The sequence below is a fragment of the Nocardioides allogilvus genome (assembly GCF_003047285.1).
Classification (GTDB): domain Bacteria; phylum Actinomycetota; class Actinomycetes; order Propionibacteriales; family Nocardioidaceae; genus Nocardioides; species Nocardioides allogilvus.
In genome coordinates, this window is sequence record NZ_PZYX01000001.1 from 173,051 (window position 1) to 185,751 (window position 12,701).

The 12,701-nt window shown below is 71.9% G+C and carries 10 protein-coding genes; 5 read left to right on the forward strand and 5 right to left on the reverse strand.

What is annotated here, in order from left to right:
• Positions 1 to 5 precede the first annotated feature (5 nt).
• From C9J87_RS00905 to C9J87_RS00915, 3 genes are read right to left on the reverse strand one after another with little or no spacing between them, the layout of a single operon-like run.
• Positions 6 to 1,265, reverse strand: a complete 1,260-nt coding sequence (locus C9J87_RS00905; RefSeq protein WP_198652189.1) for a GNAT family N-acetyltransferase — start codon at positions 1,263 to 1,265, stop codon at positions 6 to 8.
• Between the two features lie 56 nt (positions 1,266 to 1,321).
• Positions 1,322 to 2,206, reverse strand: coding sequence for a 1,4-dihydroxy-2-naphthoate polyprenyltransferase (locus tag C9J87_RS00910; protein WP_107704497.1), 885 nt, complete (start codon positions 2,204 to 2,206; stop codon positions 1,322 to 1,324).
• The gene (locus tag C9J87_RS00915) at positions 2,190 to 3,584 is read right to left on the reverse strand and encodes an MFS transporter (protein ID WP_107704498.1); all 1,395 of its coding nucleotides are present in this window, start codon (positions 3,582 to 3,584) and stop codon (positions 2,190 to 2,192) included. Before C9J87_RS00915 ends, C9J87_RS00910 begins: the two co-directional genes overlap by 17 nt.
• Positions 3,585 to 3,698: 114 nt before the next feature.
• Here C9J87_RS00915 and C9J87_RS00920 point away from each other — a divergent pair, with 114 nt between their 5' ends.
• The 4 genes from C9J87_RS00920 to menD are packed head-to-tail and all read left to right on the forward strand — an operon-like array spanning position 3,699 to position 7,719.
• On the forward strand, positions 3,699 to 4,133 hold the full coding sequence (locus tag C9J87_RS00920; RefSeq protein WP_107704715.1) for a VOC family protein: 435 nt from the start codon (positions 3,699 to 3,701) through the stop codon (positions 4,131 to 4,133).
• A gap of 42 nt (positions 4,134 to 4,175) precedes the next feature.
• On the forward strand, positions 4,176 to 5,207 hold the full coding sequence (locus tag C9J87_RS00925; protein ID WP_232819796.1) for an AMP-binding protein: 1,032 nt from the start codon (positions 4,176 to 4,178) through the stop codon (positions 5,205 to 5,207).
• Positions 5,207 to 6,148, forward strand: coding sequence for an o-succinylbenzoate synthase (locus C9J87_RS00930; protein ID WP_107704716.1), 942 nt, complete (start codon positions 5,207 to 5,209; stop codon positions 6,146 to 6,148). The genes C9J87_RS00925 and C9J87_RS00930 overlap by 1 nt, the downstream gene beginning before the upstream one ends.
• Positions 6,145 to 7,719: a 2-succinyl-5-enolpyruvyl-6-hydroxy-3-cyclohexene-1-carboxylic-acid synthase gene (menD, locus tag C9J87_RS00935; protein ID WP_107704499.1), complete on the forward strand. Its 1,575-nt coding sequence runs from the start codon at positions 6,145 to 6,147 to the stop codon at positions 7,717 to 7,719. Before C9J87_RS00930 ends, menD begins: the two co-directional genes overlap by 4 nt.
• On the opposite strand, the gene C9J87_RS00940 is transcribed toward menD, so the two are convergent.
• The gene (locus tag C9J87_RS00940) at positions 7,697 to 9,277 is read right to left on the reverse strand and encodes a hypothetical protein (protein WP_157953076.1); all 1,581 of its coding nucleotides are present in this window, start codon (positions 9,275 to 9,277) and stop codon (positions 7,697 to 7,699) included. The genes menD and C9J87_RS00940 overlap by 23 nt on opposite strands.
• A 142-nt stretch (positions 9,278 to 9,419) precedes the next feature.
• Between C9J87_RS00940 and C9J87_RS00945 the strand changes: the two genes are divergently transcribed.
• Positions 9,420 to 11,300, forward strand: a complete 1,881-nt coding sequence (locus C9J87_RS00945) for a Na+/H+ antiporter (protein WP_107704501.1) — start codon at positions 9,420 to 9,422, stop codon at positions 11,298 to 11,300.
• Positions 11,301 to 11,387: 87 nt separating this feature from the next.
• On the opposite strand, the gene C9J87_RS00950 is transcribed toward C9J87_RS00945, so the two are convergent.
• Positions 11,388 to 12,602 carry a glycoside hydrolase family 16 protein gene (locus C9J87_RS00950; RefSeq protein ID WP_010831489.1) on the reverse strand — a complete coding sequence of 405 codons (1,215 nt, stop codon included), beginning with the start codon at positions 12,600 to 12,602 and terminating at the stop codon, positions 11,388 to 11,390.
• Between the last annotated feature and the right edge of the window lie 99 nt (positions 12,603 to 12,701).

Sequence of the window (12,701 nt, forward strand, 5' to 3'; positions counted from 1 at the left end):
GTCGGCTAGAAGCTCGTCAGGCTGTACGGCGCCGCGCCGCCGTCCATCAACGCCGCGAGCCGTGACACCGCGTCGGCCGAGCCGGTGATCCGCCCGGCGCGCGCCATGGTGCGCACGGAGACGCCGCCGAGGTAGAGCGATGCGAGCGTCTCGGCCGTCAGCAGCACGTCGGCGGAGTCGCTGGTCGACGAGACCTTCGCCCGACCGTCGCGAGCCGTGATCGTGAACGCGCCCTGCGCGTGCCCCAGCGGGTCGTCGACGCCGAGCACGAGCGAGTCGTCGGCGAACCACGGCCGTGCCTCGAGGGCGACCGGCACGTCGAGGACGCGCAGCCAGATGTGGTCGATCACCGACTTCACGTGCACCACGTCGGAGTTGGTCACGCTCCAGTCGAGGGTGTCGTCGGGCCGGCTCCCGTTGTCGGTGACGCGGTCGGTCAGGTCGATCCCGGCCAGGAACTGCCACAGCCCGAGGTGCGCCTCGTTGGTGAGGGTCAGGAGGTTGGCGTTGACCGGCTTGGGCTTGGCGTTCTCGCCCTCGCCGACCTTCCACTGGGCGTAACCGTCCGGGTTGCCGTCGGCATCGAGGTGGACCGCGCCGCGGAGCTTGGTGTCGGCGCTGCCGGTGGCGAAGTCGATCTCCCCGGTCAGCATCGGCCGGTAGAACGTCGGGCGCTCGAGCGAGCCACGCGTGCTCGCATGGAAGCGGTCGAAGAGATCGCTGATGACCGGCCACATGTCGGCGGGCTCCATCAGCTCGCAGCGGCCCGGGTCGGCGTACGCACGCAAGGAGAACCGGGCGTCGGTGTCGACCTCGATGCGCCGGCGGAAGCTGGCGGCGCCGAAGCCGAAGCGCCCGTAGATCGAGCCCTCGGAGACGGTCAGGGCCGCGACGGGCAGGTCGGTGGCCGCGAGGTCCTCGACCATCATCCGGCTGAGCAGGCCGCGGCGCCGGTGGGCGGGGCTGACGGTGATGTCGGTGATCATGTGCACCGGGATGACGTCGAGGCCGGCGTTGAGCGTCTTGTCGAAGCTCGAGAACGTGCCGACCGGGCGCGGCCCTGCGCCGAACTCGCCCTCGGGCAGCCAGGCGCCGACCACGCGCTGCTCGTCGGTGCGCATGGTCTCGAGCCAGAGCCGGGTGTTGAGCTCGCCCGGCGTCCCGTCGTGGAAGCCCTGGCTGACTGCTTGCAGCCACGCGGTCAGCGCGGCCGTGGCCGCCTCGGACTCGTCTCGGGGATCGAGCGTTCGGAAGTCGTAGTCCACGCTCACCACGCTAGTGAACGGGGCAACCGAGTTTCGGGACAGGCCTTCGGACCTCCTCAACCACCGACACCGAGGACGATGAGAGGCGCGGTGACGAGGACGGCCCAGACGAGCTGCCCGACCCCGGTCTGCTGGAGCACGGGGACCAGGCCCGGTCCGGTGGCCCCGCCCAGCACCGTGCGCAGCGGGGGCAGCATCCGGACGAGGAAGACCAGCCCGAGCAGGCTCCACCAGGTCGACGCAGCAGCGACCGCGACGACGGCGACCGCGGCGAGACCGACGAGGAAGGAGTAGAGGTAGCGGGTGCGCTCGTCGCCGAGCACCACGGCCAGGGTGCGTTTGCCGGCCACCGTGTCGGTGGGGATGTCGCGCAGGTTGTTGACCACGAGGATGGCGCAGGCGAGGGCGCCGATGCCGACGGCGGCGGGGAGCGCCAGCAGCTCGAAGGTCTCGGTCTGGACGTAGGTCGTGCCGATCACCGCGACCAGGCCGAAGAAGACGAACACCATCACCTCACCGAGGCCGAGGTAGCCGTAGGGCTTCGAGCCGCCGGTGTAGAACCACGCGGCCAGCACGCACACGGCGCCGACCGCGACCAGCCACCAGGCCGTCGTCGCGGCGAGCACGAGGCCGGCGACGCCCGCGACGGCGAAGGCGAGGAAGGCGGCCGTCTTGACCGCCTTCGGTGACGCGGCACCCGAGCCGACGAGGCGCATCGGGCCGACGCGGTCCTGGTCGGTGCCGCGGATGCCGTCGGAGTAGTCGTTGGCGTAGTTGACCGCGACCTGCAGCGCGAGGCTGACCACGAGCGCGAGGGCGGCCTTCCACCACACCGGCTCGTCGACGTACGCCGCGACGCCGGTGCCCGTCAGGACGGGAGCGACGGCAGCGGGCAGGGTGCGGGGGCGGGCTCCGGCGAGCCAGTCAGTCGGGGTTGCCACCGACGGATTGTGTCAGGGCGCTGACGCCGCCGGGCTCGCCGGGCTGCTCCACGGTGGGCGGCCCGAGCGGCGCGACGTCCTCGGGGTCCTCGGAGGCCGACGCATCGGCCAGCACGTGGGCCGGGACGTGCTCCTCCAGGAAGAGCTTGGCCAGCTTCACCGAGGGGTGCAGGCCGACGGCGGCGACGGTGATGATCGCGGCGATCAGCAGCCAGCCGGCCGAGCCCCAGTTCATCGCCAGGAAGGTGTAGAGCGCGGGCGCCCAGACGCGTCCGAGCGTGCTGCTCAGCTCGGCGGCGCCCTGGTACTCGCCCCGTCGCCTCGGGTCCATCAGCTCGGCCTCGAAGGTCCAGCTCGCGGCCGAGAGGTAGAGCTCGGCGCCGGTGAGCGTGACGTGGCCGAGGAAGAACAGCAGCACGGTCCACAGGCCCACGGAGTGGTGGGTGGACAGCGTGACGACGCAGGAGACGATGAAGAACACCGTGGAGACCCGGATCGCGCGCAGGGCGGTGCTGTTGTCCTTGATCCCGCGGGCCGCGGCGAGGGGCAGGAAGATGCACATCACCGTGTTGGTGCCGAAGAGGAACGCGAGCACGACCCAGGGGGCGTCGGTCTTCTCGACCAGCCACAGCGGGATGACGAGGTTGAGGATGACCTGGTTGGACCACAGCGTGCCGGAGAAGAACATCGACAGCATCCAGCCGAGGTTCTTCAGCGGGCCGGGGCCGGCGACCTTGACCTTGCGCTCCTCGGTGGTGCGCATGTCGTGGGGCGCGTCGGGCAGCCGGGTGACGTTGACCGCGTTGGTCATGAAGACCGCGGCGGTGAAGTAGGGGACCAGGGACAGCAGCGTGAGCGACTCGAAGGCCAGCGCGATGCCGCCGACCAGTGAGCCGAGCGTGAAGCCGACGTTGAGCGCGGAGTACATGTAGGCGCGCGAGGTCACGCGCTCCTTGGGCGGCAGGACGTCGATCGTGTAGGCGCCGTGGGCGGTGCCGCCCAGGGCGCCGATCACCTCCATGACCACGGCCATCGCGATGTAGCCCTGGAAGCTGTCGATGAACGGCCACACGGCGAACATCGCGGCCTGCCCGGCGCTGCTGATCGACCAGCAGCGCTTGGCGCCGACGCGGTCGACGATGCGGCCCATCGGATAGGCGGCGACGAACCCGAAGAGGCCGGCGATGGTCAGACCGACCCCGACCTGCACGACGCTCAGCCCGACGATCTGGGTGAAGAAGACCGCGGAGCCGGCCATGAAGGTGCCCTCACCGAGGGCGAACAGGAGCGACTGGGTCGCCAACCGACCCGCGAGGGGGGACGGCGGCTTGGCCTTGTCGATCCATCGCGAGCGTGGGGCGGTGTCGGTGGTGGTCATCGCGGCTCATTGTTGCCTGCCGCACCGACATCCGTCGCGGGAGTTTTGCAGATACCGGGAATTGCCGAAGATCCTCCTGTGGCAACACCGCTGAACGCCTCTAGGGTGGTGATCATGGCGGCGGTCAAGCAGTTCCAGGTCACCTTCGACTGTGCCGAGCCCGAGCGCGTGGCTCGCTTCTGGTGCGACGTGCTGGGCTACGTCGTGCCCCCGCCCCCGGAGGGCTTCGCCGGCTGGGACGAGTTCGACCGGTCGCTGCCGGCCGAGGAGCAGGGCTCGGCGTTCGCCTGCGTCGACCCGACCGGTGCCGGCCCGCGCCTGTTCTTCCAGCGCGTGCCCGAGGGCAAGACCGTCAAGAACCGGCTGCACCTCGACGTCCGCGTCGGCACCGGGCTCGTGGGCGCCGAGCGCCTGGCTGCCCTCGAGGCGGAGTGCGCGCGGCTGCTCCCGCTCGGCGCGCGCCGGGTGCGGCTGCTGGAGGCCGACGAGGTCAACGAGTCCTGCCTGGTGATGCAGGACGTCGAGGGCAACGAGTTCTGCCTCGACTGACGGGGCTCCGGCCGTCGACGGGTCGGGGGATAGCGTTCCCACGTGAGCACCCTGCGCCCCTCCGACGACGCAACCGAGGCGATCGCGCAGCTCCGGGCATGGCTCGAGGTGGATGATCCCGATCAGCTCCTGATCGAGACGTCCGGCTCGACCGGCCGGCCCAAGCGGGTGCTGCTCTCGCGCGAAGCCGTCGTCGCGTCGGTCGAGGCGAGCGCCCGCCGCCTCGGCGCCCGCGGGCAGTGGCTGCTCGCGCTGCCGTCGTCCTACGTCGCCGGCGTGCAGGTCATCTGCCGCTCGCTGCTCGCCGGCCACGAGCCGGTCGTGGTGGACGGTCTCGATCTCACGATCGCCGAGGACGGGCAGTTCACCTCCCTCGTCCCCACCCAGCTGCACCGCCTCCTCCAGGACGAGGTGCAGGTCGACGCGCTGCGACGGCTGCACACGATCCTGCTCGGTGGCGGTCCGATCGACCCGGCTCTCCGGAGCCGCGCCGAGGACCTCGGGCTCCGGCTCGTGTCGACGTACGGCGCCAGCGAGACCGCCGGAGGCTGCGTCTACGACGGCCTGCCGCTCGACGGTGTCGCGCTCGCCGTCGGCACCGACGGTCGGCTGCGGATCGGGGGGCCGACCGTCTTCGACGGCTATGAGGGGGACCCCGAGCTGACCGACGAGACGCTGGTCGACGGCTGGTTCCTCACCTCCGACGCCGGGACGCTCGACGAGGACGGCCGGCTGCGGGTGCTCGGGCGGATCGACGACGTCGTGGTCAGCGGTGGCGTCAACGTCCCGCTCCCGGCCGTGGCGAAGCGGATCCGCGAGCACCCCGACGTCGACGCCGTCGAGGTGCTGGGCGTCCCGGACGAGGAGTGGGGGACGCGGGTCGTGGCCTTCGTGACCTTGGTGTCGACACGCTCCTCGCAGGGCTCGTCGCTGCTCAACCAGCGGAGTGTGCGCGACTGGGTCGCCGCGGTGAACCCGCGTGCCTGGGCGCCGCGCCAGGTCGTCGTCCTGGACGAGCTGCCGCTGCTGCCCAACGGCAAGGTCGACCGCCAGGCCCTCAGGGGGCAGGCGTGATCCACGTCTTCTCGATCCCGCTGCGCACGACCTTCCGCGGCATCACCATGCGCGAGGGGGTGCTGATCCGCGGCGAGGGCGGCTGGGGCGAGTGGTCGCCCTTCCTGGAGTACGGCAACGACGTGGCCCGGCCCTGGCTGCGGTGCGCGGAGGAGGCGGCCGCAGGGGACTGGCCGGCACCACTGCGCGACCTCGTCCCGGTGAACGTCACCGTGCCCGCGTGCAGCCCCGAGCGCGCCCACCAGATCGTCAGCGCCGGCGGTTGCACGACCGCGAAGGTGAAGGTCGCCGAACGCGGGCAGACGCTGGCCGACGACGTCGCGCGCCTCGAAGCAGTGCGCGACGCGCTCGGCCCCGGCGGGCTGGTCCGCGTCGACGCCAACGGCGGCTGGGACCTGGACGAGGCGGTGCGGGCGATCGCGCTCCTCGAGCGGGCGGCCGGCGGCCTGGAGTACGTCGAGCAGCCCTGCGCCACGGTCGAGGAGCTCGCCGCCGTGCGCCGACGCGTCGACGTGCCGATCGCCGCGGACGAGTCGATCCGGCGGGCCGAGGACCCCTATCGCGTGCGCGACCTGGAGGCCGCCGACATCGCGGTGCTCAAGGTGCAGCCGCTCGGCGGGGTGCGCGCCTGCCTGCGGATCGCCGAGGACATCGGGCTCCCGGTCGTCGTGTCCAGCGCCGTCGAGTCGAGCGTCGGCATCGCTGCCGGGGTCGCGCTCGCGGCCGCGCTACCGAGCCTGGAGCACGCCTGCGGGCTGGCCACGGTCCAGCTGCTCACCGACGACGTCGCGGTCTCACCGCTCCTCCCGGTCGACGGCTTCTTGCCGGTGACGACTCCCGAGCTCGACGATGCCGCACTCGCCCGGCTCGCCGCCCCGGCGGACAGGGTGGCCCACTGGGAGCGCCGGCTCAGCGCCGTACGGCAGGATCAGCGTCCATGACCGACGCCACCGAGCTCGCACGCGGAGTCGTCTCGCTCCTGCTGCGCCACGGCGTGACCGAGATCGTGCTCGCGCCGGGCTCGCGCAACGCTCCGCTCGCCTTCGCTGCCTTCGACGCGGCCGAGGCCGGCGTGCTCCGGCTGCACACGCGCATCGACGAGCGGTCGGCCGGCTTCCTGGCCCTCGGTCTGACCAAGGTCGGGCGCACCGCCGCGGTCGTCTGCACCTCCGGCACCGCGGTCGCCAACCTCCACCCGGCGGCCCTCGAGGCGAGCCACTCCGGGCTGCCGGTCGTCTTCGTGACCGCCGACCGGCCGCTGCGGCTGCGCGACACCAGCGCCAGCCAGACGACCGACCAGGTCGGACTCCTGCCCCGCCTGCCGTTCGCCGACCTCGCTGAGATCGACGACCTCGACCTGTCGATGGACCCCGGGCGGCCCTGGCACCTCAACGTCCAGCTCGACGACCCGCTCGTGCCGGACGGTCGCTGGGACGTCCCGGCGGTCCCGGTCGACGAGCGGCCGCGCGTGCGGCCCGACGAGGTCGAGATCCCGCACGGCCCCCGCACCGTCGTGATCGCCGGTGACGATGCCGGGCCGCCCGCGCGCGTGCTCGCGCAGCGCGGACAGTGGCCGCTCCTCGCCGAGCCGACGAGCGGTTCGCGCACCGGCACGCACGCGCTGCGCACCTACCGCCTGCTCCTCGACTCCGACCTCGGGCAGCAGGTCGAGCGGGTCGTCGTCGCCGGGCACCCGACGCTCTCGCGACCGGTCAACCGCCTGCTCACGCGCGACGACGTCGAGGTCTGGGACGTCGAGGACGCGGGGCTCTGGCGTCGGCGTCCCTTCAAGGTCGACCACGCAGTCACCCGGGCGACGACCGCGGAGTCGAGCGACACTGCGTGGTTCGACGCGTGGGCGGCCGCTGACCGCTCGGTCGGCCGGCAGCTCGACGCGCTGTTGCGTGCGGAGGCCGACCTCACGCCGTACGAAGTGGCCGGTGCCGTCAGCCGGGCGCTGCCCGACGGCGGGCTGCTGTTCGTCGGCGCCTCCAGCCCGATCCGCGACCTCGACCTGATGGTGCCGCGCTACGGCGTAGGCGGCCGGCGCAAGGTCATCGCCAACCGCGGCCTGGCCGGGATCGACGGCACCGTGTCCAGCGCCATCGGCGCCACGCTCGGCCGGCCGCGGTCCACGCGCGCGCTCGCGCTGATGGGCGACGTCACCTTCCTGCACGACGCGACCGGTCTCGTCCTCGGCCCGGCCGAGCTGCGGCCCGACCTGACGATCGTGGTCGTCAACGACGACGGCGGGTCGATCTTCTCCATGCTGGAGCAGGGCGCGCCGGAGTTCGCCGACCGCTACGACGCGCTGTTCGGCACCCCGCACGGCGTCGACATCGCCAGCCTCTGCGCGGCCACCCGCACCCCCCACCTGCGCGTCGACTCGCTCGGGGCGCTCGAGCAGGCGCTCGCCTCACCCAACGGCGGGATCGAGGTCCTCGAGGTGGTCGTCCGCCGCGACAACCGCCGCGAGCTCGACGAGCGGATCAGGGCGCTGCGACCTCACTGAAGGTCGAGCCGAGGATGGTCGGCTCACCGCGAGCCGGCAGGTGGATCACTCCCACCGCGAGGTCCGCGAACGACAGCACGCCGTCCTTGCTCGTGCGATACCTCCCGTACGGCGGCGCCCACCGCACCATCAGGTCGGACCGTCCGTCGAGGCGGGTCGTCACGCGCAGCGCCACGATCGCGAGTGCTCCGTCCGCGACCTCGACCACCCGGGACAGCCCCTCGGGCCGAGCCGTGACGGTGTAGCCGGTGAACATCGCGCGACTGCCGAGATCGGCGACGTTGTCGCGCCACTTCCGCGAAGCCCGGTCGACCTCCAGGCGGTCGTCCTCGGTGCCCGACCGGACGTAGTCGCGCCAGGCAGCGGTGGCGGCCGCCGCGTCCTTGCCGCCCGGCAGCCTGGCTGGACGACCGGCCTCCGGCAGGTCACCGGTGATCGTGCTGCCCGCCTGGCGGAACCACGGGGCCTCCACGGAGGCCTTGGTGAACAGGTCGACCCGGGTCTCGCGGTCGACCTCCGAGGCGACCAGCGACCACATCGGGTAGGAGTCGAAGCGCCCGGAGTAGGCCTCGATGCCGTCGTGGACCGGCACCGAGCGCCGACCCAGGCCGGTCAGCCGGCCGACGCGGGTCCCGAAGAGGTCGCTCTCCAGGGCGGGTCCGCGATCTGCGAGGCGCCACTTGTCCTCGCGGTAGCGCGGCGGCCGGGCGGCCTCGATCGCGGTGCGCAACCGGTCGCCGTACGACTCGAGGAGGGCGGGGAGCTGGGACCGGGTGAGCGCGACCTTGGTCGTCGCGGTCTCGGACGACTGCCGCTTCGCGGGCAGCAGGTCCTCGATGGTGCAGCCGGCCAGCGACAGCGTGAGCACGACGACGAGCGCGGACCGCCTGGCCTTGCGTCGCCCGCCCGGCCTGCTGGCGGCGACCCGCTCGGAGGAGGGGACGTAGGCCGCCACGCGCTCGGCAGCCGACGGCAACCGCGGTCCCCGGCGGCGCCGGGTGCGGGTGCGCAGCAACAGCTCGACGCAGGCGAGCAGCACGAGTGCACCGGCGCCGAACGCGATGAGTGCCCAGGTGAAGACTCCCGGCACGGTGATCGCGAACGACACCGTCGTCGGTCCGACCCCGGTCAGCGGCGCGATCACCCACTGGGCCGCGGACGTGTCGCGATCGAGGGTCAGCTCCTCGACCCCGGAGCCGCTCATCGAGTGGGTCCAGAAGCCGGCCCCCGCGGGCTGCACGCGCTTCCCGGAGCCGACGTCCTCGGCGACGACGCCGGTGCGGGTCACGCTGGTCAACCGGATCCGCGGGGAGTCGCCGACGAAGTCGGCCACGTCGACCGGGTGGGCGGTGCCGATGAAGACACCGTCCGGTGCCGAGGCGCGCAACGTGACGGTGACGCCCTCGTAGGCGAGCAGGTCGGGGGCGGTGAGGAGCGGGCGACCGTCGTCGCCGAGCGCGGTCGGCCGGTTGACGATCGTGTCGTCGGAGCCGACGACCCCGGCCACGACGGCACCCGCCGTCATCACCAGGAGTGCCAGCAGCGCAACGATCGCCACGGCGATCCTGCCCACCCTCCCGAGTCCCCGCACGCGGGGGATTATCCATGGCGCGGTCGGGGAGGCGGGCATCCATGCGACTGAGGGCGCCACCGACCGCATGAGCCGCATCGGGTGCCTCACCGCCTGACAGACTCAGCGGGTGGAGATCGCCCTGTTCCTCGTCGCCCTGGTCGTCGTGGTCCTGGCCGGGGCCGCGCTGGCCGGCCGCCTCGAGGTGCCTGCCCCGCTGCTGCTGATCGCCGTCGGGGTCGGGGGCACCTACCTGCCGTTCGTGCCCGAGATCCACCTCGAACCCGAGATCGTGCTGCTGGGGTTGCTGCCCCCGCTGCTCTACGCCGCCGCGATCCAGACCTCGCTCGTCGACTTCAACGCCAACCGGCGCGCGATCCTGCTGCTGTCGATCGGCCTGGTCGTCTTCACGACGTTCGGTGTCGGCGCCGTCGTCCACCTCATCGTGCCGAGCATCTCGTGGCCGGTCGCGATCGCCGTCGGGGCCGTCGTGGCCCCGCCCGATGCCGTCGCGGCCACCGCGATCGCCCGCCGCATCGGGTTGCCGCGCCGGGTGGTCACGATCCTCGAGGGGGAGTCGCTGCTCAACGACGCGACCGCCCTCGTCTCGTTGCGTACGGCGATCGCCGCCGCGTCACTCGGCGTCAACGCCCTCGACGTCGGCGTGGACTTCCTGCGCGCCTCGGTCGGCGGTGCCGCGCTGGGCTTCCTCGTCTTCGTCGTCGTGGCCAAGCTGCGCAAGCTCGTCACCGACCCGCTGATGGACACCGCCATCTCGCTGGTGACGCCGTTCGCTGCCTACCTCCTGGCAGAGGAGCTGCACTCCTCGGGCGTCATCTCGGTGGTCGTCGCCGGCCTGCTGCTCGGGCACAAGGCGCCGATCATCCAGACCGCCCAGTCGCGGATCGCCGAGCGGATCAACTGGCGCACCATCGCCTTCCTGCTGGAGAACACGGTCTTCCTGCTGATCGGCCTGCAGGCTCGCTGGATCCTCGAGGGCGTCGCCGACAGCGCGATCGCACCCGCGCGCATCGCCGCGGTGTGCGCCGCCGCGCTGCTGGCCACCATCGTGCTGCGGCTCGTGTGGGTGTTCGCCGCGCGCTATGCGCTGGTCCGGCCCGGCCTGGATCCCGCCACGGGACACGCCCCGCCGTGGCAGTACACCTTCGTCCTCGGCTGGGCGGGCATGCGCGGGGTCGTGACCCTGGCGGCCGCGTTCGTCATCCCCGAGACCACCGAGCACCGCGAGGTGTTGCTGCTCATCGCGTTCACCGTCGTCGCCGGCACGCTGTTCATCCAGGGCCTCTCGCTGCCCTGGGTGGCGCGGAGGCTGCGGGTGCCATCGCCCGACCCCCTGGACGACGCGCTGGCGCGTGCAGCACTGCTGCAGCAGGCGTCCAAGGCCGGGTTCGCCGCCCTCGAGGAGCTGGACCACGACGACCCGCACGGCGTGGCCGACCTGATCCGCCAGCGCGTCGACCAGCGCAACTTCGCCGCGTGGGAGCAGCTGTCGACCACCCCGGGCCAGGAGTCGCCGAGCGATCTCTACGCCCGGGCCCGGCTGGCGATGATCGAGGCCGAGCGCGCGAAGGTGCTGGAGATCCGCAGCACCGGCACCGTCGCCAGCGAAGTGGTGCGCGACGTGCTCAGCATCCTCGACGTGGAGGAGTCGATGCTCGACATCGCCGCCACCGCCGACGACGAGGAGGCGCCGCGCGCCCGTCGCGTGCCGACCGGCAGCTCCTGCGAGCACCTCGACGCCGCCGGTCACGCCCCCGTCGCCCCCGTCGCCTCCGTGGCTGACGGGCTCGTGTGCCGGCAGTGCGTGGAGCTCGGCTCCCACTGGGTCTCGCTGCGTCGCTGCCTGGCCTGCGGCAACGTCGCGTGCTGCGACTCCTCACCGCACCAGCACGCCACCGAGCACTTCCACGACACCACCCACCCGGTGATGCAGTCGGCCCAGCCCGGCGAGGCCTGGCGCTGGTGCTTCGTGCACCACCTCACCGGCTGACCCGCCCGGCGAAATGCGAGACGCGCCGCCCCACCGAAGTGGAGCGGCGCGTCGCCGTACGAGGTGAAGCGGGTCAGACCTGGAAGATCAGGCCTGCCACAGGCGGACCCAGTCGACGCTCATCGTCTGCGGGAGCTTGCGGTCGCCGCCCGGCATCTGCGCGATCTCGTAGTCAGAGGCGAGAACGCTCAGGATCGGGAACTGCTCCTGGCCGGAGACGCCGACCTTGGTGCGCCACGACTCCTTGCCGTCGATCCGGAAGATGTAGGACTTCGGGGTCCACTCGACCGAGAAGACGTGGTAGCTCTTCGACCAGCCGTCGCGCTTGTTCTTGAGGAACGAGGTGGGGCTCTTGATCCAGGAACCGGTCTTGACGTCCTTGCCGGAGCTGTTCTTGGAGTAGATGAACGACGTCAGGCCGCCCTGGGGGTGCTTGTCACCGAAGTACTCGATGACGTCGATCTCGGCGCCGGTCTCCTTCGGGCTGTTCGAGCCCGCGGCCCCCTGCGTCGCCGGCTGCATCCAGAAGCCGCCGTGCTGGCCGCGGAGCTTGTGCATCTTGATGCGCGCGGCCGCGAAGCCGTACTTCAGCGAGACGGCGCCCTGGGTGCCGATGTGGCCGTTGAGGCGGTAGGCGAACGCGCCGGTGGACTTGCCGTCCTTCTTCGCAACGCACTTCTCGCCGGCGCGGGCCGGGTCCTTCATCACGCTGATGCGGGCGGTGCCGCCGCGGACGGCGACGGCGCTCGGGGAACCCTTCGAGCACTCGCGCAGGCTGGAGGGCTCGTAGTTCGGGCCACGGTGGTTCCAGCTGGGCGACAGGGCCGAGCCGGAGAACTCGTCGGTGAACGAGGCGGTCAGCCAGCGCTCGGTGCTCGTGGGCTTGCTGGTGACGGCCGACGCACCCTTGAAGGCGGGAGCGGTGACGCGGTACTTCAGCGCCTTGCCACGCTTGGAGATCGGCGCACCGAACTCAGCGGTGCCCTTGCGCGTGGTCTTGGTCTTGGAGACCGTCTTCCAACCGCCGCCCTTCTTCACCTGCAGCGCGACCGGGCGGTTGACCTTGCGCGGCTTGATGTTGGCAGTCAGCGCAGCCTTGGCCTTCTTGGCAGCGGCAGGCTTCTTGCCCTGCTGGACGATCTGCGGCAGAGCGACCAGCTTGGCCTTGCTCTTCGCCTTGCGGGCGGAAGTGTTGGTGAGCGGGGCTTCAGCCGCGTCAGCCGAGGTGGTCGCGGAGACCATCAACAGCGAAGCAGGCATGAGCAGGGCGACGAGGCTTCCCGCCAGTGCGCGTCCAGACATGAATTCTCTCTTTGTTCGGGTGCATGTGGTTCCCCCTGGCATCCGTCGAGGGCGTCCACACCATAACTGCCGCACAAAGCGGCGTGGCACAGAACCGAC

Bases quoted from the DNA above. Each gene is read 5' to 3' on its own strand.
- C9J87_RS00915 (WP_107704498.1), bottom strand. From the start codon at position 3,584: ATGACCACCACCGACACCGCCCCACGCTCGCGATGGATCGACAAGGCC.
- C9J87_RS00920 (WP_107704715.1), top strand. From the start codon at position 3,699: ATGGCGGCGGTCAAGCAGTTCCAGGTCACCTTCGACTGTGCCGAGCCC.
- menD (WP_107704499.1), top strand. From the start codon at position 6,145: ATGACCGACGCCACCGAGCTCGCACGCGGAGTCGTCTCGCTCCTGCTG.
- C9J87_RS00950 (WP_010831489.1), bottom strand. From the start codon at position 12,602: ATGTCTGGACGCGCACTGGCGGGAAGCCTCGTCGCCCTGCTCATGCCT.